Origin of the sequence: Clostridium transplantifaecale (assembly GCF_900626075.1) — a bacterium.
In the GTDB taxonomy this organism is placed as follows: domain Bacteria; phylum Bacillota; class Clostridia; order Lachnospirales; family Lachnospiraceae; genus Otoolea; species Otoolea transplantifaecalis.
On the sequence record NZ_UYZY01000001.1, the window covers coordinates 646028 to 668397 of the forward strand.

16 protein-coding genes are annotated in these 22370 nt (G+C 51.3%); 3 read left to right on the plus strand and 13 right to left on the minus strand.

What is annotated here, in order from left to right:
- Nucleotides 1–6: 6 nt before the first annotated feature.
- From pknB to EJL91_RS02925, 12 genes are all read right to left on the minus strand, one after another.
- Entirely contained in the window at nucleotides 7–2136 is a 2130-nt protein-coding gene (gene pknB / locus EJL91_RS02870; RefSeq protein ID WP_125140451.1) for a Stk1 family PASTA domain-containing Ser/Thr kinase, read from the minus strand.
- Nucleotides 2133–2879, minus strand: a complete 747-nt coding sequence (locus tag EJL91_RS02875) for a Stp1/IreP family PP2C-type Ser/Thr phosphatase (protein WP_125140452.1) — start codon at nucleotides 2877–2879, stop codon at nucleotides 2133–2135. Before EJL91_RS02875 ends, pknB begins: the two co-directional genes overlap by 4 nt.
- Nucleotides 2876–3928, minus strand: coding sequence for a dual-specificity RNA methyltransferase RlmN (gene rlmN, locus EJL91_RS02880; protein ID WP_125140453.1), 1053 nt, complete (start codon nucleotides 3926–3928; stop codon nucleotides 2876–2878). Before rlmN ends, EJL91_RS02875 begins: the two co-directional genes overlap by 4 nt.
- A 4-nt stretch (nucleotides 3929–3932) precedes the next feature.
- On the minus strand, nucleotides 3933–5267 hold the full coding sequence (rsmB, locus tag EJL91_RS02885; RefSeq protein ID WP_125140454.1) for a 16S rRNA (cytosine(967)-C(5))-methyltransferase RsmB: 1335 nt from the start codon (nucleotides 5265–5267) through the stop codon (nucleotides 3933–3935).
- Complete coding sequence (locus EJL91_RS02890; RefSeq protein ID WP_125140455.1) at nucleotides 5257–5976, minus strand: zinc metallopeptidase; 720 nt, start codon at nucleotides 5974–5976, stop codon at nucleotides 5257–5259. Before EJL91_RS02890 ends, rsmB begins: the two co-directional genes overlap by 11 nt.
- Nucleotides 5977–6041: 65 nt before the next feature.
- Nucleotides 6042–6992 (minus strand): methionyl-tRNA formyltransferase, encoded by a 951-nt coding sequence (gene fmt, locus EJL91_RS02895; RefSeq protein WP_125140456.1) that lies wholly within the window; start codon nucleotides 6990–6992, stop codon nucleotides 6042–6044.
- A gap of 2 nt (nucleotides 6993–6994) precedes the next feature.
- Nucleotides 6995–7474 carry a peptide deformylase gene (def, locus tag EJL91_RS02900; protein WP_125140457.1) on the minus strand — a complete coding sequence of 160 codons (480 nt, stop codon included), beginning with the start codon at nucleotides 7472–7474 and terminating at the stop codon, nucleotides 6995–6997.
- A gap of 46 nt (nucleotides 7475–7520) precedes the next feature.
- A complete protein-coding gene (priA, locus tag EJL91_RS02905; protein WP_125140458.1) occupies nucleotides 7521–9752 on the minus strand; it encodes a replication restart helicase PriA in 2232 nt (743 codons plus the stop codon).
- The gene (locus EJL91_RS02910) at nucleotides 9749–11134 is read right to left on the minus strand and encodes a UDP-N-acetylmuramoyl-tripeptide--D-alanyl-D-alanine ligase (RefSeq protein ID WP_125140459.1); all 1386 of its coding nucleotides are present in this window, start codon (nucleotides 11132–11134) and stop codon (nucleotides 9749–9751) included. The genes priA and EJL91_RS02910 overlap by 4 nt, the downstream gene beginning before the upstream one ends.
- Before the next feature lie 23 nt (nucleotides 11135–11157).
- Nucleotides 11158–12627, minus strand: a complete 1470-nt coding sequence (locus EJL91_RS02915) for a UDP-N-acetylmuramoyl-L-alanyl-D-glutamate--2,6-diaminopimelate ligase (protein ID WP_125140460.1) — start codon at nucleotides 12625–12627, stop codon at nucleotides 11158–11160.
- A 78-nt stretch (nucleotides 12628–12705) separates the two neighbouring features.
- On the minus strand, nucleotides 12706–15792 hold the full coding sequence (locus tag EJL91_RS02920) for an FtsK/SpoIIIE family DNA translocase (RefSeq protein ID WP_206429445.1): 3087 nt from the start codon (nucleotides 15790–15792) through the stop codon (nucleotides 12706–12708).
- Nucleotides 15793–16159: 367 nt separating this feature from the next.
- Entirely contained in the window at nucleotides 16160–16957 is a 798-nt protein-coding gene (locus tag EJL91_RS02925) for a ClpP family protease (RefSeq protein ID WP_125140461.1), read from the minus strand.
- 231 nt (nucleotides 16958–17188) lie between these two features.
- Between EJL91_RS02925 and citC the strand changes: the two genes are divergently transcribed.
- The 3 genes from citC (at nucleotide 17189) to EJL91_RS02940 (ending at nucleotide 19972) form a co-directional block, all read left to right on the plus strand.
- The gene (citC, locus tag EJL91_RS02930; RefSeq protein ID WP_125140462.1) at nucleotides 17189–18262 is read left to right on the plus strand and encodes a [citrate (pro-3S)-lyase] ligase; all 1074 of its coding nucleotides are present in this window, start codon (nucleotides 17189–17191) and stop codon (nucleotides 18260–18262) included.
- 161 nt (nucleotides 18263–18423) lie between these two features.
- The gene (locus tag EJL91_RS02935) at nucleotides 18424–19266 is read left to right on the plus strand and encodes a tyrosine-type recombinase/integrase (protein WP_125140463.1); all 843 of its coding nucleotides are present in this window, start codon (nucleotides 18424–18426) and stop codon (nucleotides 19264–19266) included.
- Nucleotides 19267–19747: 481 nt separating this feature from the next.
- Nucleotides 19748–19972 (plus strand): hypothetical protein, encoded by a 225-nt coding sequence (locus EJL91_RS02940; RefSeq protein ID WP_125140464.1) that lies wholly within the window; start codon nucleotides 19748–19750, stop codon nucleotides 19970–19972.
- Between the two features lie 88 nt (nucleotides 19973–20060).
- Here EJL91_RS02940 and EJL91_RS02945 read toward each other — a convergent pair whose 3' ends face one another.
- On the minus strand, nucleotides 20061–22340 hold the full coding sequence (locus tag EJL91_RS02945) for a hydratase (RefSeq protein WP_125140465.1): 2280 nt from the start codon (nucleotides 22338–22340) through the stop codon (nucleotides 20061–20063).
- Between the last annotated feature and the right edge of the window lie 30 nt (nucleotides 22341–22370).

Consider the following 22370-nt stretch of genomic DNA (forward strand, 5'->3'; position numbering starts at 1 on the left):
TTACCCTTATTCATCCACTTCCAGAAATTCCAGAGGATAGGACTTCAGTACTTTGTCGTTGCTCAGGTCCTGGATCTGAAGTTCTCCGGTTAGAACACCCGGCTCTCCCGTAATCCTGTAATGGACGGGAATCGTGATATTGCCGCCCATTGTCCGCGGAGGCATAAGTTCTTTTTCTACTTTTCTTCCATCCACATCCTGTATCGCTATAATCCGGACTTGAATCTGCATATCGCCTGAACTGGGGCCGAACAGATCCTTCAGCGGAAAATCGTCGTTAATTACGGCTATATACTGTTTTCCCTTGCCCGTGCTGACCGTGTAACCAACGGCCGTTCCCTGCGGAGTATCGGTCGGGGCCAGGATATCCTGGCTGATAATCATGCCTTTGGCCACATCCTCACTCTTTTCCTCCTTGCGTTCTCCAAGTGTCAGGCCGATTGCCTCAAGGGCCGTTTTGGCATCCTCTTCCGACATCCCCGTGATTTCAATCATAGGAACAAGAGGGATAGCCGGGCCGGAACTTACAAAGAGCTTCACCGTCGAACCGGGCTCCGCTTTTTCCGGATCGAAACGCAGCACCTTGCCCTTTTCGATTGTTTCACTCGATTCATCCTGTAGTTCCACAAGAAGTTTCTGGGCTTCCAGCGCCTGTTCGGCCTCTTCCGCTGTCATCTCAGTCAATCCCATCTTCGTCAGGTCCACCCTGCCGCTTCCGAGTCCGACCGTAACAACGATCTCAGACTGTTTTGAGACAATGGTTCCCGCCAGGACGCTCTGGCTGATAACGAGTCCCTCTTTCTCATCTTCCGAGTCGTCGTATTCGTATCTTATTTTCAGGAATGCGTCCTTTAATGTTGTCTCCGCCTGTTCCGCGCTCAGTCCGAGAAGCTGCGGAACCTTACATTCGGTGCTGTTGAGCGTTTCTTCCGTCTGAACCGAAGATTCCGTGCTCTTATCCGGAGTCTTCCCGGAACCCAGGTTAAAAATTCCTCCCAGTCTTGCAAAGATAACGAGAACCACGGCTACGATAATAACTGCGGCTATAATTCCAATCGTGGTCATTATTTTTTCGATCTGAGGGTTTACATCGTCCGAAGGATCTTTTTTCTTTTTCCTGGCCGGAGGGGCTGCCGGAGTTCTGGGTTCTCTTCTTATAACAGGAACATCGATTCCGTCATCCCATCCTTCTCCGTGGTTTGTCGAAGTATTGCGGCGCTGTGTATCGCGCACAAATTCCACTTCACCCTGATCACGGATTACCGTAGGAGATGATTCGTCCAGCTGCGGTTCCGGTTTCAGGTATTCATCCTCCGGATCCACCAGCGCATGGCGCAGATCGGCAATCAGTTCATACGCATCCTGATAGCGCCGCTCCGGTTTCTTCGCCGTACATTTTAGAATAATGCGCTCCAGGCTTGGAGTGACATCCCGGTTTAAACGGCTTGGGGGCGGCACCGGCTCCTCTAAATGGGCCAGCGCAATTGTCACCGTATTATCTCCGTCAAATGGCACCTGTCCCGTCACCATCTCGTACATCGTGATTCCCAGCGAATAGAGATCGCTTCTGGCGTCACTGTAGCCGCCCTTAGCCTGCTCCGGCGAAATATAGTGCACGGAGCCCACGGCATTGGAACCGATAGTCTGGGAAGACACGGCCCTTGCAATTCCGAAATCGGCAACCTTGACCTTGCCGTCGCGCGAAATAATCATATTCTGCGGTTTGATGTCACGATGGACGATATGCTGGTCATGGGCGGCCGCAATACCCTGGGCCACCTGGATCGCGATGCCGATCGTCTCCTTGACCCCCAGATGGTTCTTTTTAAGGATATAACTCTTGAGCGTAATGCCTTCTATCAGCTCCATCACAATATAATGGAGATCGCCCTCATCCACAACGTCATAGACGCTTACAATGTTGGGGTGGGAAAGACCGGCGGCCGCCTGGGCCTCCATCTTGAACTTGCTGACAAAATTAGAATCCTGGCTGAATTCCTCCTTCAGTAGCTTTATTGCAACAAGGCGGTTCAGTTTATGGCACTTGGCCTGATAAACTTCCGACATACCGCCCACGCCAATCATGGCGAGTATCTCATATCTGTCCTGTAAATAACTTCCCGGCTGCAGCATCATAATGGATTCACCTCGCTTATCTGGGGATCTGCAAGGATGACGGCTATGTTATCCCTGCCCCCGTTCTGATTCGCCAGCGCAACGAGAGCCCTGGCTTTCATCTGAAGTGAACCCGGCAAAAGCACCAGACGGAATATGGCCGAGTTGTCAACCATGTTTGTCAGTCCGTCTGAACACAGCAGAATATAATCGCCCGGCTTTAAAGGAACTTCGAAAAAGTCCACATCGACTTTCCTGCCGATACCCACGGCCCTGGTGATAATATTCTTTTTTTCCTTATATTCGCTGCTGCCTCTGTCCATCTGTCCCATGGAGACCATCTCCTCCACAAAGGAATGATCCCTGGTAATCTGGCTGATACCCTCCCGCTCGATGAGATAAAGCCTGCTGTCACCGACATTAGCTACGTAGAGGGTGGAATCTTCGATTGTCGCTGCGACAATCGTAGTCCCCATTCCGGCCAGTTCCGTATTTGTGAGAGACTGTTCATACAGTTCCCGGTTTATTTTTGCGATTCCGTTGTTAATGGCGGATACCGCGCTCCCATCGTCACATTCTTTTATGTAAGATACAAGGTGTTCCACCAGATAGCGGGATGCGTAATCCCCCGCTTTATGGCCTCCCATACCGTCTGCTACGATAAACAGGTTTGAAAGAGGCCCCACAGATTCTGTGCTGGCAAACTGATAATCCTGGTTGATCTGCCGGACACGGCCGACATCTGTCAAGGCGTATGCTTTCATTCTCCCTCTTTCCTTTCGTCGTCTATAAAACTTTTTCTAAGCTGTCCGCAGGCGCCGTCAATGTCCTTTCCCATCTCTCTTCTGACCGTAACATTGATGCCGCTTTTTTCCAGCAGGTTCTTAAATGCTTCGATGGCCTGACGGCCGGAACGGACGTAATCTCTCTCTTTTATCGGATTAACCGGTATCAGGTTGACATGGCCGTGCTGATCTTTAATCAGACGCACCAGGGCCCTGGCTTCATCCAGATTGTCATTTACTCCCTGAACCAGACTGTATTCAAAAGTAAGCCTGCGCCCCGTCTTCTCAAAATAGTAGCGGCAGGCATCCATCACCTCATCCAGGCTGTATCGCCTGGCAATCGGCATCAGTTCCCTCCTCACCTCATCATTCGGGGCGTGCAGGGAAAGGGCCAGCGTGATCTGCAGTTTTTCCTCCGCCAGTTTCCGGATGCCCGGCACGATGCCGCAGGTGGAAACGGTAATATTTCTCTGGCTGATACTCAGTCCGCCTTCTCCGGAGAGCAGGCGGATAAAACGGATCAGATTATCGTAATTATCCATCGGTTCGCCAGAACCCATCACGACGACATTGGAGACACGCTCCCCCGTATCCCGTTGGATGCGGTAGATCTGTTCAAGCATCTCGGAGGGAGTTAAATTCCGTTCCAGTCCGTCCAGGGTGGAGGCGCAGAAACGGCAGCCCATCCGGCAGCCGACCTGGGAAGAGATGCAGACAGAGTTTCCGTGTTTGTATCTCATCAGGACACTCTCAATCACATTGCCGTCATTCAGCTCGAACAGGTATTTTCTCGTATCGTCTATTTTGGAAATCTTCACGCATACCGTCCTCAGGGTGGTATAGGTGCAGTTTTCCTTCAATTTTTCACGCAGCTCCTTTGAAAGGTTTGTCATCTCATCAAAAGAAGCCGCCAGTTTTTCATGCATCCACTGGTAGAGCTGGCCTGCGCGGAATGGTTTTTCTCCCATCTCATGCAGTAGATCCTTAAGCTCCGGAAGCGTCAGCGACTTAATATCTGTTTTTTCCATAATACTACTGTTTTCTCCTCATGACTGCGATAAAGAAACCGTCACAGGGGTGCACTCCGGGCAGAAACTGGATATACCCGGACTCCATGGTCGGTTCCGCAAGTTCTTCTCCCAAACGTCCTTTTATGTTCACCGGTTCAAAGGGAAAATGTTCCATAAACCAGCGCATGTTCTCTTCATTCTCTTCCCTGTTGACCGTACATGTGCTGTAGACCAGCGTACCGCCCGGTTTTACATACCGGTGCACAACGGAAAGAATCTCCCTCTGAAGGCGGGCCAGCTCATGCAGCTTCCCGGGAGTCATATTGTATTTGATGTCGGGTTTCCTGCCTATAATTCCAAGGCCGGAACATGGAAGATCGGCTATTACGACATCGGCGGCCTCCTCGGATGCTTTGTCAAATGTGAGTGCGTCAAAGACGGCGGCCCTTACATTGCCAAGGCCGCTTCTTGCGATATTTTCCTCTATCATAGCTGCTTTCGCATCGCTGATATCCCGGATTTCCACCATGCCGGTGCCGTTCAGGATATCGGCGGCGTGAAGGCCTTTCCCGCCCGGCGCGCCGCACACATCGATCACGTAATCGCCTTCCTTAATCCCGGCGGCATCCCCCGCCAGGGAAGAACTCAAATCCTGGATCTGAAGCAGCCCCTGCCTGAACGCATCCAGGCTCTCCAGATAGTCCACTCCGCTAAGACGGATAACATCGGAAGCATACCGGCTGTCCTCCACCGTAACTCCCTGTGCCTTCAGCGAGTCGATAATCTGCTGTTTACCGGCCTTATTAAGACAGCATCTGGCCGTCAGGGGACGTTCCGTAAGAAGGCTTTCAAGCATCACCTTCAATGTTTCCTCACCGTACGACTTTTTCCACATGGCAAGCAGCCATTCCGGAACGGAATACCGGACGGAGTCATTCGGGAATTTAAGATCCGATTTTCCTCTGGATATGCTTCGGAGCACTCCGTTTACAAAGCCTTTTAAGCCTGAAAAGCCGCGCTTCTCAGCCAGCTTTACCGCCTCATTGCAGGCGGCCGAATCCGGGACACGGTCCATATGGCAGATCTGGTATACAGACATCCTGAGGATCGTGCGGATCACCGGTTTCATTTTATTTACTTTTACTTTAGAATATGAATTTATAATATAATCAATCTGAATCAGGTACTCCACCGTACCGTCCACAACCCTCTTAATGAAGGAACGGTCCTGCTTCTCCAGATACTGGTACTTCGTGAGCGCCTGTGAAAGAATCACATGGCTGTATTTCCCCTTTTCCAGCACTTCGAGCAGTATATCCAGGATAATCTCCCTGAGAGCCGGTTCTTTAACGGTCATCTCTTCTTCCTCCAAACAGGATTAACAGACGCAGAAGCTGTAAAATAGAGCCTGCGGCTGCCGCTACATAGGTGAGCGCGGCTGCGCCCAGTACATTTTTCGTATATCCGACCTCTTCTCCGGAAAGGATTCCCGTCTCATCGAGAAGCTTTACGGCGCGCGAGGACGCGTTGAATTCCACGGGAAGCGTTACAAGCTGGAATAAAACACAGAGCGTAAACAGCAGAATGCCGATCTGCACCAGCGGGGAACCTGCGCCTCCAATGAAAATACCCAGGATAATCATCGGCCAGGAAAGCTGGGTGCCGATATTCACAACCGGAACAATGGCTCCTCTGACTTTTAAGGGTACATATTCCGTATTGTCCTGAATTGCATGGCCGCACTCATGGGCCGCCACGCCGATTGCCGCAACCGATGCCGAATCATAGACCGATTCCGACAGGTTTACCGTCTTGCTCCTCGGATCATAGTGGTCCGTCAGATTGCCGGCCACTCTGCGCACCTGCACGTCGTATATTCCCTGGGAATTTAAAAGACGTTTGGCCGTCTCGGCGCCGGTCATCCCGGTCATGCTTCTGACCCTGGAATATTTCGCATAGGTGCTCTGGACTTTGGATGAAGCTATCATCGAAAGCACAACACCTATTAAAACAAGTATCATTGTCGGATCAAACAGGTTATAATATCCGTATCCATAGCCGTACATAAAAAACTCCTTTCATCACTCGATTCATATCAGGCGTTTTTCATACTTATCCCGGAAGACAATCATTATTCTCCCAGAACCGTCCCCTCTTCCACCGGATACCCACGCAGAAATGCGCCCGTATCCATCCTCTTTTTGCCTTCCAGCTGAAGTTCATTAATCTTCAGGCAGCCTTTTCCCGTTTTTACAAGAAAACTGTCCTTCAAAACGCCGACAATCTGTCCGTTTACGGCTTCCGGCGTTACTTTTGCCTCATCACAGGAAACTACCTCTGCATCCCAGAGCTTTAACGTCTTTCCCTCATAGGAGGTGTAGGCGCTCGGCCAGGGATTCAGGCCCCGGATCAGGCGCTCGATGGCCTCTGCTTCCATATCCCAGTTTATTTTACCAAGCGCCTTGTCAAGCATTCCCGCATAGCAGGCGCCCTCTTCCGGCTGTCTGGTCCTTAAAAGCGTCCCGTTCTCCGCCTTTTCGAGGGTGGAGAGAATTAATTCCCCGCCCGCGGTGCTGAGCCGGTCAAACAGGCTTCCTCCGGTTTCCTTCTCATCCAGAGCCACAACGGTTGTCTCGAGCATATCGCCGGTATCCAGGCCCACATCCATCATCATCGTGGTGACGCCCGATTCACGGTCGCCGTTGATCACGGCCCACTGAATCGGCGCAGAGCCCCGGTACTTCGGAAGCAGAGACGCGTGTACGTTGATACAGCCGTATCTCGGGAGATTCAGAATTCTCTCGGGAAGAATCTGGCCGAAAGCGGTCACCACAATCGCATCGGGAGCAATCTCCTCAAGGATGTGGAAAAATTCTTCGTCCTTCTTTATCCTGGACGGCTGGTAGACAGGTATCCCATATTCCAGCGCTTTCTCCTTCACAGGAGTCATGAGCACCGCTTTCCCCCTGCCTTTCGGCTTGTCGGGCTGGGTCACAACGGCTTCCACCCGGTGTCCTCCCCTGATCAGCGCCTCCAGTGTCGGGACGGCAAAATCAGGCGTACCCATAAATACAATTCTCATTCTTAATCCTCTTCCTCTTCCATCATCACATCTTCCAGCTTGCCTTCCACAAGGCTTACATAGAGCTGTCCCTTCAGATGGTCGCATTCATGGCAGATCGCCCTTGCAAGAAGGCCTTCACCCTCCAGCTCAAACTCTTCCATCTTTGCGTTTAAGGCTTTTACCTTCACTTTTTCCGGTCTTGTGACGATACCCGTCTTGCCCGGTACGCTCAAACAGCCTTCTGAACCGGTCTGGCTGCCTTCCGTCTCCGTAATCTCCGGGTTGATCAGCACATACTGATTGCCGTCGTCCACATCGATTACGACGATCTGCTTTCTGATTCCCACCTGAGGAGCCGCAAGGCCGACTCCGTTCGCCTCGTACATCGTCTCAAACATATCTTCTATTAACTCAGCGGTATGCTCCGTCATCTCCTTAACAGGTTTACACTCTTTTTCCAGGACTTCGTCCCCCATGGTTCTGATTGATCTGATTGCCATTTCTCATTCCCTCTCTGTAAATAAACTTCTTTTTCTTAAAATCAGGTTAAGAAACATCAAACTGAAGTGACAGTGTTTTGAACCTCTCATCCCCTGCCGCCAATGTTTCGATATTACACCTGATTTTATCAAGTATATCACAATTTTTACTCTTTATATATAAAATTTTTCTGTATATATCATTAACTTTGTATACGGGCGCCCTGACGGGGCCTATGATTTGCACTTCTTTTTCCGTGTATCCCATGGCCTCCACCGCGGCCAGGGCAAGGCCCGAGCAAAGTTCCAGCTGCCTTTCACTGTTCGCCGAAAAGAGCACGGCCTGCATGAAACAGGCTGGCGGATAACTCATCATCCTGCGGTAAACCATCTCCTGCCGGTAAAATTCTTCATAATTCTGCTCCGCCGCCGTCACGATGGCATAATGCTCCGGCTGGTAAGTCTGGATCACCACATTTCCTGAAAGACTGCCTCTTCCGGCCCGGCCCGCCGCCTGGGTTAAAAGCTGGAACGTCCTCTCACTGCAGCGGTAATCCGGCGTATTCAGGGACAGATCGGCCGCCATAATTCCGACCAGGGTCACATTGCCGAAATCATGGCCCTTTACGATCATCTGCGTGCCAATCAGGATATCCGCCTCGTGTGCGGAAAAAGCGGCCAGAATCTCTTCATGGCCTCCCTTTCGCGCCGTCGTGTCTGCGTCCATCCTGAGAATCCTGGCCTGCGGAAAGGCGTTCTGCGTCAGTTCCTGGAGCTTTTGCGTACCTGCGCCGAAACCGGCTATATAGGGTGAGCCGCAGGACGGGCAGAGCTTCATCAGGGGCACCGAATAGCCGCAGTAATGGCAGACCAGGCGGTTGTTCTTATGGAGTGTGAGCGATACGTCGCAGTGAGGGCATTTAACCGCCTCACCGCAGGAACGGCAGGAAATGAAGTTGGAATATCCCCTTCTGTTGATAAAAAGCATGATCTGCTCTTTTTTCATCAGTCTGTCCTCTATCAGCTGTACTAGTCTCCTGCTGAACATACTCTTATTCCCCTCGGCCATCTCCTTCCGCAGATCGACGACGTCCACCTGGGACAGGGCGCTGCCGCTCACCGCCCTGTTCTTGAGGGCCAGGAGCCTGTATTCGCCGCTCACCGCCCTGGTGTACGCCTCCATGGACGGCGTGGCTGACCCGAGCACCAGACTGGCGCTACACAGTTCAGCCCTCTTCTGCGCCACGTCCCTGGCATGGTAACGCGGCATAGTTTCACTCTTATAGGCGCCCTCATGCTCCTCGTCTATGATAATCAGCCCCAGATCCTGAAACGGGGTGAACAGCGCGGAACGGGGGCCTATCATTACCGAGACCTCCCCCTTTGCCGCGCGTTCCCACTGATCGTAGCGTTCGCCTGCCGAAAGCCTGGAATTGATAATTGCAATCCGATCCCCAAAACGGCTGTAGAAGCGCATAACGGTCTGGTAGGTCAGCGCAATCTCCGGTATCAAAAGGATTACCTGCCTGCCCTGGTTTAATACATGATCCATCAGCTCCATGTAAACTTCTGTCTTTCCGCTGCCCGTAATTCCGTAAAGAAGATAGGTGCTCCGAAGTCCTGCATCATACTCCGTAAGGAACCGCCCGGCCGCCTCCTTCTGTTCTTCATTCAAGCTGGCGGCGGCGCCGGTGTGGGTCAGGGATTTGAACGGAGTCCTGTATACCTCCCTCGTTAAAATCTCCACCTGTTCCTTTTCGATCATCGGCTTTAACGTGGCCGCCGTGATCTGGAGCTGGGCTTCCGCCACCTCCGAAGGAATCACGGGTGTTTCGTCAAGCGCTTTCAACAGCCGGAGCCTGGCCTTATAATTCTTTTTTTCCGCCTCGGCTATGGCATCCCGAAGTTCCTCTTTTTCAAGCAGGCATCGGATGCTCTTCTTCTCCTTCGGCTTCATCTTCTGCTTGACCGGAAGGACCGTCTTAAGAGCCTGGTTCATCGTGGAACCGTACGTCTTACGCATCCACCATGCAAGCTGAATTAGCTGGGACTGGACCGATATACTCCCGGTCACAACCCCAGCTATCTCTTTCATCCGTTCCGTATCAAATTCAGGCGTGTTGCTCAAGCCCACCACGAACCCGCTGCGGGCCGCGTTCCCATTGCCGAAGGGCACCTTAACGCGCACCCCCACATAGATTTCTCCCGCCAATTCTTCCGGTATCCTGTACTGAAACGTGCGGTCTACCTTCTCATGGGATATATCAATAATTATATCGGCATAGGTGTATTTTGTCATTCCATCGTTCCTCTCCGGATAAAGTGTGCAGCCGTTTCCCCCAGCTTCATGCTGTTGGAACCTTTAAAAAGCACGGCGTCGCCTTCCTGAAGAAGTGTTTCGAGGTACTGTGTCATCTCTTGTTTCTGTGCTTCTTTAAAGACTGCGGTTTTGATTTTTTCCTCCGCGCCTTTTGCAATCTCCTCTGCCAGTTCCCCGTAAACCACCACTTCATCCACCGGCTGTCCCGTCAGGAAGATTCCGATCTCGCGGTGGAACAGGGGAGCGTTTTCCCCCAGCTCTTTCATATCAGCCAGAACGGCAATTCTTCTCCTGCAGCCCGTCAGCGATGCCAGCACACGGATTCCAGCCTTCATGGAATCAGGGCTTGCATTATAGGTATCGTCAATCACCGTAACGCCGCCGGTTACATAAATCTGCTGGCGGTTTTTGAAGCCGTCAAATTGCCTGAGCGCCTCCGCCGCGTCTTTTAACGGCACGCCATAGTGATCCGCCACGGCCAGCGCAGCCAGTGCGTTCAATATGTTGTGTTCCCCCATCACTTCCAGCCTTACCGGCAGCGCCGTGTCCCCATGAACCATGTCAAAGGAGGGGAAGCCATTGTCAAAGGCAATGTTTACGGCACGGTAACCGCAGTTTTCCCCCAGTCCATAATAGACCGTACTACAGCCCTCTTTGGCTTTCACATTCTGAAGCAAATCGTTGTCTCCGTTCAAAAACAGGGTTCCGCCTGCCTTCATCCCATCCTGGATATGAAGCTTTTCTTTCAGGATGTTCTCCCTGGAACCGAGATTTTCAATATGCGTTACACCGATGTTGGTAATCACGGCCGTATCCACGCGGGCGATATCCGCTATCACTTCCATCTCCCCCGGTTCGCTCATACCCAGCTCCAAAACACCGATTCCGTCTTCGTTTGAAATTTCGGATATTGTGATCGGGACTCCCACCTGGCTGTTGTGGTTAGCGGGCGTCTTAAAGGTCCTGTATCCCGCCGAAAGCGCCGCCGCAACCATCTCTCTGGTGGTGGTCTTCCCCACACTTCCGGTAATGCCGACAAGAGGCAGCGTGAGACGCTCCCTGATATATCTGCCGATATCCTGAAGGGCTTTCTTCGTATCCTCCACCCTGATAAGCGCCCCTGTAAGTTCCTCCGGCGCCTCATCGTGCTCCGAGGTCAGTGAAGCCGCCGCGCCGTTTTCAAATGCCTGCTTTAAAAAGCGGTGTGCATCCGCCTTTTCACCGATCAGGGGCACAAAAAGATCCGCTCCTTTCATGCTTCTGGAATCAATGCTTATATGGTTTAACGGCGTTTCATCACTGCCGCAGAGGAGACGGCCGTTTACCGCCTCCACAATCTCTTTTACCCTGATATTTTCCATTGTCTGAATGCTCCATATCTCTTCTATTCTAACATCCCAAGCTTTTTGACGGCTTCCTCCACCACGGTCCTGTCTAAGAACGGATGCCTTACGCCCTCGATTTCCTGGTAATTCTCATGACCTTTACCGATTATCGCAATGATATCGCCATCTTCTGCGTGAGACAGGCTGTATTCGATCGCTTCCCGCCGGTCTGGAATCTCGATGAACTTTCCCGTCGTCCTGGCAAGGCCTGTTTTGATATCCGTGAGGATGTCTTCCACCTTCTCAAAACGTGAATTGTCCGCCGTAATAATCGAAAGGTCCGCCAGCTTTCCGCCGATCTCTCCCATAGAATACCTTCTGTCCTTCGCCCGGTTCCCGCCGCAGCCGAAGACAACGACGAGGCGCCTGGGATTATAGTCCCTGAGAGTCCTTAAAAGGCTCTCCATGCTGACTGCATTGTGGGCGTAATCGACGATCACCGTGCACTTCGCCGATTTGTAGACAATCTCCATCCGGCCGTCCACCTGCATGTGTTCCATGGCATGTGCCACCTTTTCCGCCGGTAACCCCAGATAACTGCACACTCCTGCGGCAGCCATCGCATTATAAACATTGAACAGTCCCGGGACATTAACCCGGAGTTCGATGCTGTACTCCCCGGTCATCTTGAAATCAAGGCCGACAAAATTATCTTCCCTTATGTACTTCACATCCCCGGCCATGAAATCCGCGTCGTGTTCCATTGAAAATGTCTTAATCTCTGCCTTAGAACCCTCGATTATGTCACTGTAATGTCCGTCGTCCCGGTTCACGAGGCAGAGGCGGCTGTTCTGCAGAAGCTGTTTTTTATAGTAAAGATATTCTTCAAAACTGGCATGCTCATTCGGTCCGATGTGATCATTGGAAATATTGAGGAAGATGGAATAGTCGAAAAAGATTCCGTCCACCCGGTGCATCAGATAGCTCTGGGAGGAGACTTCCATCACCATGTAACGGCAGCCCTGTTCCACCATCTTTGCAAAATACTGCTGCAGGAGATAGGATTCAGGGGTGGTATTCATAGTCTGGTAATGTTCATCCCCGATGATCGCCCCATTAGTGCCTATCAGGCCGGTCTTTTCCCCTGCCGCCTCCAGGATCGCTTTTATCATATAAGTGGATGTGGTCTTTCCTTTTGTTCCGGTCACGCCGATCGTCGTCATCTTTCTGGCCGGGTATCCGAAACGGGCGGCCGAAAGCAGGGAAAGGGCATTCCTTCCGTTTTCAACCTTTAAGACCGTGATATCGGAAGGCACCTCCACCGCCTTCTCCGTCACCAGAACCCTGGTTCCCTTCGCAATGACGTCCGGAATAAATTTGTGGGAATCCACATTCGCTCCCCGCATGCAGATAAAGACCGAATGCTCCGCGGCCTTCCTGGAGTCGTAGACCACCTCGTTTACCTCTTCGTCCAGGTTTCCCTGCAGAAGCTCATATTTCATCTCACTAAGCCATTCTCTAAGTTTCATTGTAGTTCCTCCTGATTTATCATACGCATTTCAGGGCAAAACAATCACTTCCATGCGTCAAATACCCGCCGTACCCTGTTATTCACTCATCATGTTCTCGAACTGTTCCATGGTCATCAGGACTTTTCTGGGCTTCGTGCCTTCCTCTTCCCCGACAACGCCTGCATCGGCCAGCTGATCCATGATTCTGGCGGCCCTGTTGAAACCAATCTTGAACATTCTCTGCAGCATTCCAATGGATGCCTTGTCCTTCTCGATAATAAACCGGCCCGCCTGGACAAAATAAGCATCCCGGTCACTGCCGCCGGATGGACCGTCACTGAAGGACGCAGTGCTGATTTTGGACTCCACCTCGGGATTGTACTCCGCCGTCATTCCCTGTTCCGTCAGGAATTCAACGACGCGCGATACCTCCTGATCCGAGACAAAGGCGCCCTGCACACGCTGCGGTTTCTGGTAACCGGAAGGATAAAAGAGCATATCTCCCTTTCCAAGCAGCTTCTCCGCACCGTTCATATCGATGATTGTCCTGGAATCCACGCCCGACGATACGGAGAATGCGATTCTGGACGGAATATTAGCCTTGATAAGACCCGTAATGACATTAACAGACGGCCTCTGGGTGGCAATGACAAGATGGATGCCTGCGGCGCGGGCAAGCTGGGCCAGACGGCAGATGGAATCCTCCACCTCCCCCGGGGCAACCATCATGAGATCCGCAAGCTCGTCCACGATAATGACAATCTGCGGGAGTTTCTCCGGCTTCTTATCATCGTCAACATCCGCAATGGACTCTACCTTTTCGTTGTAGCCTTTTAAATCCCTGACATTGTATTTGGCAAATTTATTATAGCGGTCCGTCATCTCGGCTACGGCCCAGTTCAGGGCGCCGGATGCCTTCTTCGGATCGGTTACAACCGGAATCAGAAGATGCGGGATTCCGTTGTATACGCTGAGTTCCACGACTTTCGGGTCAATCATGATGAGCTTGACCTCGTCGGGTTTTGCCTTGTAAATCACACTCATAATGAGCGTATTGATACACACCGATTTACCGGAACCGGTGGCGCCTGCAATCAGAAGATGGGGCATCTTTGCAATATCGGTCACAACCACCTGTCCCGCAATATCCTTGCCGACGGCAAACGCCATCCTGGAGCCGTGACGTTTAAAGTCCTCCGATTCCAGCAGATCGCGGAGCAGGACCACGTTATTTTCCTTATTGGGAACCTCGATTCCCACAGCCGCTTTCCCGGGGATCGGAGCCTCAATACGGATATCCGCGGCAGCCAGGTTCAGCTTGATGTCATCCGAGAGCGCGACAATCTTGCTGACCTTCACGCCCTGTTCCGGGTGAAGCTCATACCTTGTTACGGACGGGCCGCAGCTGATATTGGTAACGGTAACGCCGACGCCAAAGTTCTGCAGCGTCTGCTGCAGCTTGATGGCCGTCTCCTTATACTCTTTTTCAGAAAATCCTCCGTTGTTCTTTGTTCCCTTTTTCAATAAATCCAGCGGAGGAACCTTGTATTCCTTCTTTACAACCTTCTCGGCCTCGGCTCTTTTTTCAATCTGCTCATTGACGCTCATTTCGTCCTCGGGCCGGGCTTTTTTCTCCGCCCTCTTCTTCTCCATGGTCTTGCGGACCATCTCCGTATCCGTCTCGATCACCTTGCCCGATGACGTGACAACGGTCTTAGGCTCCTCCGGGACATAGAAGCTGTCGTAATTAAGCCCCTCGTCTTCCGGGGCGCCTGCGTCCGTATCTTCGTAAATTTCGTCTTCTATGTAATTTGCCTCAGCGCTTCCGTACGGCTCGTTTCCTTCATACTCATCATAGAAACGGTTCACCTGTTCCGAATCATCAAAATGCTCGGGTTCGGGGGACGGTTCCGTATAAGATTCCGTATAGTAGCCCTCCGGATCCTCTCCGCCGTCCCAGGGGATTTCCTCCTCCGCATAATCGGACGTGTTCACGGCTGTAAAACCGGGATGCCTGCCCCCTATCTCGCGCTCTTCACCGGAAAATTCTTCAAAGGTCCTGGTGTCGCGCCTCACATAGATATTCTTAAGGATATCGTCCGTCTCCTCGCTGGACCTGTCTCTCTTTCTGCCTTCCTTCTTTATGTCCGCAGCGGCAGCCGGTTTTTCATCAGGCACAGCGTTTGTCCGCTCCGATGCGGCGGCTGCTTCCTCCTCTTCTGTCTCAGCGGCATAATGGGGCATAGCAATGCTTCCGCGGAAAATATCGGCCGGATTTCCGGGCCGTTCCATATTCTCCCCGCCGCTCACCGCCTGCTTTGCCGGAGTATCCGCTTCCATATCCATGGCCGTATCGTCATCGGCCAGCAGGGTTCCCTCCGGTATACCGGCCGCAAATTCACGCATCAGCGGAGCATCGTTTAAGTTGGTGGCGTCCAAATCCACGCCGCGCACGCGCTGTTCTTCCCTCATGCGCCTCTTCTCTTCCCTGCGCTCCTCATGGATTTCACGTCTCCTGCTCATATCTTCCCTGGCGTATTCATAGGCTCGTCCGCTGCCCTTTTTCACAAGGCTTACCAGGGACTTTTCCGTTATGCACACGGCGCCCAGAATCAAAGCGACAATCAGGACAAGATAAGTGCCTACTTTTCCAAGGGCCGGACAGAGCATCAGCACAAGCGCTCCGCCCGCAAATCCGCCGCCGTCACCGCTGGTTCCCGACTGGACATAATACTGCCCCAGTTTCCAGCCCTCTTTCAGTCCTCCGCCAAATGTCATCTGGTCCAGGCCGCAGAGTGCCAGGAGCACGACAACCACGGCTCCCATCTTCAAAAACGCCCTGTAATTTCCCCTGTTGGACATATAAAAACAGGTGCCCAAAAAGAGGAGTACCGGAGCTGCATAACCCATGCTCCCGAAAACTCCCAGCATCACCTTGCGGAAAAAATCGCCCACTGCGCCGCAAAGGCCAAAGTTACTCAAAAACAGAAGCACCGATACTGCAAATGAAACAATAATCGCCACTTCCGTCCCCATAAAACTATTCTCTTCTACGGCCGGAGCCGCCTTTTTTCTACCAGTGCCTGAACGCTTTGTGTTCGTCGTACCCGCCTGCTTCTTCCTGCTGCCTGTATCCTGTTTCTTCCTGCTCGTGCCTGCCACTGTATCTAAGCCTCCAAACATATTTTCTATCTTCTACTTAGCATAGTATACAAAAGTTTGAGTAAAAAAGCAACGCGGTAGCTTATTTTTTTATCGGCATGAGGGGGTTTAGTTGAGATGGGAGGACGCTTCTGAGAGATAGCGGACGGGGTGGGGGAGGGGGTGGTGAGTCTTCAGTCCCGGCTTGCAGGGTGTGGTGATGGGGAATCCAGGGAAAAAAATTCCTACGGGGACTCGCTCCCGCTTGTGGAATGCGCAGCGGCCGCAGGCCAGGGTTCGGGATGGCGGAAACCTTCGCATCTTCAGCCCCGCGACAACCCTCATCCCGGGACTGAAGATTCATAATCTCACCTCACCATCCCGCCCCCCGGCCGTCCCGGCGGCGTTCTCATTTTTCAGCCACCAAACTATTCAGCTTTTTCAACGCCTCGCGGATTCCGCCCACCTCGTTGATAAGCCCCTCTTTCACGGCATCCGCTCCAACCAGAACGGTACCGAGATCTTTCGTCAGCATTTCCGTATTAAGCATCAGACGTCTAAGCTGGTCATAAGCGATTCCGGAATGGCTGGAGACAAAGTTTAAAATCCGATCCTGGATCATTTCAAAGTAGTCATATGTCTGCACTGCGCCTATCACAGTTCCCGACATTCTGACCGGGTGTATCATCATGGTTCCGGTGGGAACGATAAATGAATAGTCCGTCGCCACCGCGAGAGGAACGCCGATGGAGTGGCTGTCGCCAATCACGAGTGAAACCGTCGGCTTGCTGAGGGAAGCGATCATCTCGGCGAGCGCCAGACCGCAGCTCACGTCCCCTCCCACCGTATTGATGAGAACGAGAACACCGTCCACTTCCCCGCTGTCTTCTATTTCAGCCAGTTTGGGCAGGATATGCTCGTATTTTGTGGTCTTTGTATTTCCGGACAGGTTTTCATGTCCCTCTATTTCTCCGATGACGGATATCAGGTGAAAGTGGGCGCCATCCTTGCTGTCTTCCAGAAGAACCTGGCCGGTTTCACGGATCCGCTCCTCCCTGGCCGCTTCATTTTTGATTTTCTGCTGTTCTACTTCCGGCTCGTTGCCGTCTGATCCTGCATTTTTTTCCGTATTTTCCGCACCGTTTTTCCGGGCGCTATTTTTCTTTTCATAATCAACTGTTTCATTGTCAAACTCACGTATCAGCATCACAGGCCTCCTCAATTTAGAAATTCTTCAACTCTTATTTCCTGTTATTCTGCGTTTTTAGCTGGTAAAATATACGTAACTGTTCAAAAAGCAGCATTCCGCGATGTCCACAGGAAAATCATGCGTCTTTATTTTTCTTGTTGACGCGGTCAAAATCCGTTATAATAGAAGCTGTTGTTATGTCATTTAAGGCGCAAAACGATTTAATGAATGAAAGAAACGGAGAAATATATGTCAGAATATCACTTAAGCCGCATTTTTTATAACGATCGCCGGGAAATGAAAAAGCTGGATGCCCTCCTCGCACAGGAAGGGATTGAGCGCGATGCGAACCTTCACTATACCATTGGGCTGTATGACGACGATTATCATCTTGCCGCAACCGGTTCCTGCTTTGCCAATACGCTGCGCTGCATGGCCGTGGATTCCTCCCATCAGGGCGAGGGACTCTTAAACCAGATTGTCAGCCATCTGATCCAGTATGAATTCGAACAGAACATCACGAGCCTGTTCCTCTATACTAAATATGATAAGGCTCTTTTTTTCCGTGATCTCGGATTCTATGAAATCGCCCGGGCGGACGGGAAAGTGGTCTTCATGGAAAACCGAAGGAACGGATTTTCCTCCTATCTGGAAAACCTGAAAAAGGAGACGGCGGTTCAGCTTGAAGCGCTCTCCCCCGCCGGAAATCTTCCCGTCGGAGCGGTCGTTATGAACGCCAATCCCTTTACCCTGGGACACCTTCATCTGCTTGCCACCGCGGCTGCCGCATGCAGTCTGCTCCACGTATTTGTCGTCTCGGAAGACGCTTCCCTGGTACCCTTTGACGTGCGTTTCCGGCTTGTGAAAGAAGGCAGCTCCCATTTAAAAAATCTGGTCTTTCATCAGACAGGCAGCTATCTGATCTCAAACGCCACCTTTCCCTCCTATTTCCTGAAGGAGAAAGACGTTGTAATACGGACACATGCCAAACTTGACACCGCCATCTTCGGCAGGATTTCACAGACGCTCGGAATCACGGTCCGCTATGTCGGGGAAGAACCGTCGAGCCAGGTCACAGGAATTTATAATGAAATCATGGAGGCCGATCTGCCCGCTTCCGGCGTCGCCTGCCGTATCATACCGCGAAAGACTGCCGGTCCGGAAATCATCAGCGCGTCCACCGTGCGTGAACGGATCCACAGTGGAGATACCGAATCCATACGCGGCCTCGTCCCGGAGACTACCCTGAATTATTTCCTCTCAGACGAGGCGGCGGACGTGGTGGAAAAAATCCGTCAAAGCGACGAGGTGCGCCATTACTAGAGCATGCCCCCAACTGTTATCCGCCGGATGAACATAATTGACTGTGCGGCAAAACGTAAGGTAATGCCCAGTAATTTCCAGCGGCGTTTTCCTCAAAAAGGTGAAAATATACTCCATATAGTGATAATATAATCAGCAGAACAAATTATATGGAGGGAAAAATGGAAAACTATTATCCAACCCCGGAAATGCTTGAAGAGTTTGCCGCGCATCTGGCGCAGGAAGAAAAAAGCGTGCATACCGTTGAGAAATACATGAGAGATATCCGTAAATTCATCGTCTTCCTCGGAGACAGGGAAATCACCAAGGAACTGGCCATCGCTTATAAGAAAAACCTGGCGGAGCAATATGCCGCGAGCAGCGTCAACTCCATGTTGGCTTCCTTTAACCAGTTTATGGAGTTTGCCGGGTGGCGCCAGTTTAAGGTCAGGCAGATAAAGGTCCAGCGCCGCCTGTACTGTGCCGAGGAGAAGGAACTGACGAAAGAAGAATATTACCGGCTCGTGAGGGCGGCCGGGGAGCTGAATAAAGACCGACTCGGCCTCATTATCCAGACCATCTGCAGTACTGGAATCCGGGTCAGCGAACTTGTCTTTATCACGGTGAACTCCGTACAGAGCGGAATTGCCAATGTGGAATGTAAGGGAAAAAGCCGTCAGGTCTTTCTGCCGCAGAAGCTTAGAATACTGCTCCGGAAATACGTCAGGCAGAAATCCATCCGGCGCGGTCCGGTATTTGTCACGAGAGAAGGAAAACCCGTTAACCGGAGCAATGTGTGGAAGGAAATGAAGGATTTATGCCGCCATGCCAACGTCTCCGGCATGAAAGTATTTCCCCATAATTTGAGGCATCTCTTCGCCAGGACTTATTATAAAATGGAAAAAGATATCTCCAAGCTGGCGGATTTGCTGGGGCACAGCAGCATCAATACGACCAGGATTTATATTATCACATCGGGAAATGAACACAGACGGCAGATTGAACGGATGAGACTGATCTTGTGAGATTCTACGGTAAAAGAATTAAAGCAACATAATGTGAATTATGTAGTAGTACATAGTCAAAAAACAAACCGGTTTTTATTTCACCTTAAAAAAAGAGAATCTATCCTGCCAAAACAGAGTTTAAACAGAATTTCCAATGTTTATTCTTACTATCTACAACTTGTACATCGGTCTGAAACAGAAAAATCGCTTCGCAGAAATAAAAGAATTTCCATATTATCCCATTATATCACAATTTACCTGAATTAAAAGTTACAAAGTCCGAACGTTTTTCCTTGTAATCTTTTTAAACTCTTAATATTTTTTTCATAAACGGTCTTCTTCCGAATAATCCTAATGGAATCCAATTGGTAAAAACACTTTTCCTGCTCTTTCCTTCACTGTCCCGAACATATTTTAAAACATAATTCACATTATGTTGTACTTCATCTGGCGGAATCCAATGCAGCCCGTTAAAGGGCAATATCGAGGGAGGTATCACTTGAATATTATAATTGAGGATTTTGGAGGGGAAAAGGGACGAAAAATCCTGATCAGCGACGGTCCGGCAAACCAGAGGGAATGCGAGGCGGATACAGACGCAATGTCGGATGAAAGCCAGAGAATCGAATATATGAATGCGCACCGGGCGGTTTTTCATGCCAGGCAGTGGATTAAAGAGGAGCAGAAAGCCAGGGAAACAGGCCTTTCGGATCCTATACCATAAAAATCCCCCACATTTGCCGCTTTCACATGCAAATGCAGGGGAACTTCATGGCGAGACTACTGTCTCCCGACTTTATTTTTTTAACACACTATCTGTTCCTGTTGTAATTGATCAGACATCCTGCCTTTACAATCTCTCTCTCCTCTGGCGTCATATCGGCAATGTGAAGACAGATTTCATCCGCGCTTTCCCGAATCACATAGCCCCTGATGTCTTTTAAATCGCCGTCCAAAAGTTGTCTGATTCCCGGGATATAAATATAGTCGCCGACTTCAAACTCCGGTTCCTCATCCATCAGGAATGGAATCATACCCCAGTTCATTACGTTGGAACGGTAGCGTTTTGTCGCATACTCTTTCGCGATATTGGCAAGCCCGCCAAGCACTCGCTGGCAGCTGGCCGCCTGTTCCCTTGCAGAGCCGTCTCCCGGCTTGACCGCATAAATCAGGCTGCCAATCTCGGTTTTTAACGGGTCGGCCCCCTCATTTCCCGCAATTGTGCGGATCACCTCATAGACACGCGCAAGCTCTTTTTCACTTTCCGCCGGATTTTTTCCGGATACCCTGATTTTTTCAATGGCATTCGTCTCTTTGGCGCGGCCAACATACTGCGGATCCCTTCTGCTCAACGTAAATTCCGCAAGCCCCAGGGGGTTGGAGCGGTAGGAAGAAGTTTCTCCCGATGGAATCAGCTCATCCGTTGTCGTAACCTCATCCATAATTTTAGAGCAGACCTTCAGAAGGATATTGTCCGTCAGCGGGCTCATCTCGGGCCATGCCTTGATGTTCGGGCCGCAGACCAGCTCCTCCTTCTCCTCCGCCTTTTGATAGCCGAAGAAAACCCTGTTTTTATATACTGTGTCGTCGAATTCATAAGCGGGAATCTCTCCCCAGCAGTCCATGGTTTCCGCCGATGTGAGAATACCGCCGTTTGCCGCCGTGGCTGCGATCGAACGGGCATCCATCAGGGCAACGCCCGCCATCTGGCCGACACCCGGTTTGGAACCTTCGCGGTTCGGGAAATTTCTGGTGGTGTGGCGGATGCTGAGACCGTTGTTCGCCGGTGTGTCGCCTGCTCCAAAGCATGGGCCGCAGAATGCGGTGCGGATGATAGCACCCGCCTCCATCAGTTCACGGACGGCATCCTTCCTTACCAGATCGATAAATACCGGCTGGGAAGACGGATATACAGAAAGGGTAAACTCTCCGTTTCCACAGTTCCTTCCGCAAAGGGCATGGGCCGCCTCAATCACATTCGTATAATTTCCGCCTGCACAGCCTGCGATGACTCCCTGCTGTACATGCAGTTTCCCATCGATAATTTTATCCCTCAGGCTCAGGGAACCTTCGCGTCCCGCAATCCGGTCCGCCTCTTTCTCGACCTCTGCAAGAATATCGGGCAGATTCCGGTTCAGCTCATCAATCTCATAGGTATTGCTCGGATGGAAAGGAAGGGCAATCATCGGTTTTACCGTACTCAGATCCACATAGACAACGCCGTCATAATAGGCGGCCTCTCCCGGATTCAGCTCCCTGTAATCCTCGTCCCTGCCGTGGAGTTTCAGGAACCGCCTCGTATCATCGTCTGTTCTCCAGATGGAGGTAAGACAGGTAGTCTCCGTTGTCATTACATCAATGCCGTTGCGGTAGTCCGTGTCCATGGAGGAAACGCCCGGTCCGACAAATTCCATCACCTTATTCTTTACATATCCGTTCTTAAATACCGCACCGATAATCGCCAGGGCTATATCCTGAGGGCCGACGAACGGAGACGGTTTTCCGTCCAGGTATACGGCAACCACCTCAGGACAGGCCACATCATATGTATCACGCAGAAGCTGCTTCACCAGCTCTCCGCCGCCCTCTCCGATTGCCATCGTCCCCAGGGCTCCGTATCTCGTGTGGCTGTCCGAACCGAGAATCATCTTCCCGCATCCGGCCATCATCTCCCTCATGTACTGATGGATAACGGCAATGTGGGGAGGCACATAGATTCCGCCGTATTTTTTGGCAGCCGAAAGGCCGAACATGTGATCATCCTCGTTAATCGTTCCCCCTACGGCGCAGAGTGAATTATGGCAGTTTGTCAGGACATAGGGAAGCGGAAAACGCTCCATTCCCGATGCTCTGGCTGTCTGGATAATCCCCACAAACGTGATGTCATGGGAAGCCATTGAATCAAACCGGATCTTCAGGTGCTCCATATCCTCCGATGTATTATGCGCTTCCAGTATTGAATAGGCAATCGTATTTTTCCTTGCCTCTTCCCTGGAAATCTTTTTACCAAGCATCTGTTCCGCTTCGGCGCTCTCCGTCACCAGTTTTTCGCCGTTTACAAGATACGCCCCGCCCTCATACAGTTTTACCATGTGATACCTCCTGGACTATTTTAATAATAA

Bases quoted from the DNA above. Each gene is read 5' to 3' on its own strand.
- pknB (WP_125140451.1), bottom strand. From the start codon at position 2,136: ATGATGCTGCAGCCGGGAAGTTATTTACAGGACAGATATGAGATACTC.
- EJL91_RS02875 (WP_125140452.1), bottom strand. From the start codon at position 2,879: ATGAAAGCATACGCCTTGACAGATGTCGGCCGTGTCCGGCAGATCAAC.
- rlmN (WP_125140453.1), bottom strand. From the start codon at position 3,928: ATGGAAAAAACAGATATTAAGTCGCTGACGCTTCCGGAGCTTAAGGAT.
- rsmB (WP_125140454.1), bottom strand. From the start codon at position 5,267: ATGACCGTTAAAGAACCGGCTCTCAGGGAGATTATCCTGGATATACTG.
- EJL91_RS02890 (WP_125140455.1), bottom strand. From the start codon at position 5,976: ATGTACGGCTATGGATACGGATATTATAACCTGTTTGATCCGACAATG.
- fmt (WP_125140456.1), bottom strand. From the start codon at position 6,992: ATGAGAATTGTATTTATGGGTACGCCTGATTTTGCCGTCCCGACACTG.
- def (WP_125140457.1), bottom strand. From the start codon at position 7,474: ATGGCAATCAGATCAATCAGAACCATGGGGGACGAAGTCCTGGAAAAA.
- priA (WP_125140458.1), bottom strand. From the start codon at position 9,752: ATGACAAAATACACCTATGCCGATATAATTATTGATATATCCCATGAG.
- EJL91_RS02910 (WP_125140459.1), bottom strand. From the start codon at position 11,134: ATGGAAAATATCAGGGTAAAAGAGATTGTGGAGGCGGTAAACGGCCGT.
- EJL91_RS02915 (WP_125140460.1), bottom strand. From the start codon at position 12,627: ATGAAACTTAGAGAATGGCTTAGTGAGATGAAATATGAGCTTCTGCAG.
- EJL91_RS02920 (WP_206429445.1), bottom strand. From the start codon at position 15,792: ATGTTTGGAGGCTTAGATACAGTGGCAGGCACGAGCAGGAAGAAACAG.
- EJL91_RS02925 (WP_125140461.1), bottom strand. From the start codon at position 16,957: ATGCTGATACGTGAGTTTGACAATGAAACAGTTGATTATGAAAAGAAA.
- citC (WP_125140462.1), top strand. From the start codon at position 17,189: ATGTCAGAATATCACTTAAGCCGCATTTTTTATAACGATCGCCGGGAA.
- EJL91_RS02935 (WP_125140463.1), top strand. From the start codon at position 18,424: ATGGAAAACTATTATCCAACCCCGGAAATGCTTGAAGAGTTTGCCGCG.
- EJL91_RS02945 (WP_125140465.1), bottom strand. From the start codon at position 22,340: ATGGTAAAACTGTATGAGGGCGGGGCGTATCTTGTAAACGGCGAAAAA.